1 protein-coding gene is annotated in these 264 nt (G+C 46.2%); it reads right to left on the reverse strand.

All coding sequences use genetic code 11. The features are described from left to right. Positions 1-264: hypothetical protein (locus tag AAEY68_RS21205; protein WP_350586843.1), on the reverse strand; the 264-nt coding region annotated here is incomplete at both ends.

Consider the following 264-nt stretch of genomic DNA (forward strand, 5'->3'; position numbering starts at 1 on the left):
TGTTAATGTGCCGTCGTTTAGGCTGCTTGCATCAATTGGATCGGTGACATATTCACCGTTTTGAACGGTTGCCTGTATTTCAACGGGCGGGTTAACGCCGTCGTTAATAGTCACAGTTACGATTTGACCGTCTTCAATATCAGTAACCGTACCGCGTACAACGATCTCTGTACTTTCGCCGTTACCATTAATAACACCGTCGGCTGTTTTATCAATGCTGGTAGTGATGGCTGCCGTGTTATCAAGCTCAACAGTATCTTGCGC

The sequence above is a fragment of the Pseudoalteromonas sp. RB2-MNA-CIBAN-0110 genome (genome assembly GCF_040309305.1).
In the GTDB taxonomy this organism is placed as follows: Bacteria; Pseudomonadota; Gammaproteobacteria; order Enterobacterales; family Alteromonadaceae; genus Pseudoalteromonas; species Pseudoalteromonas arctica.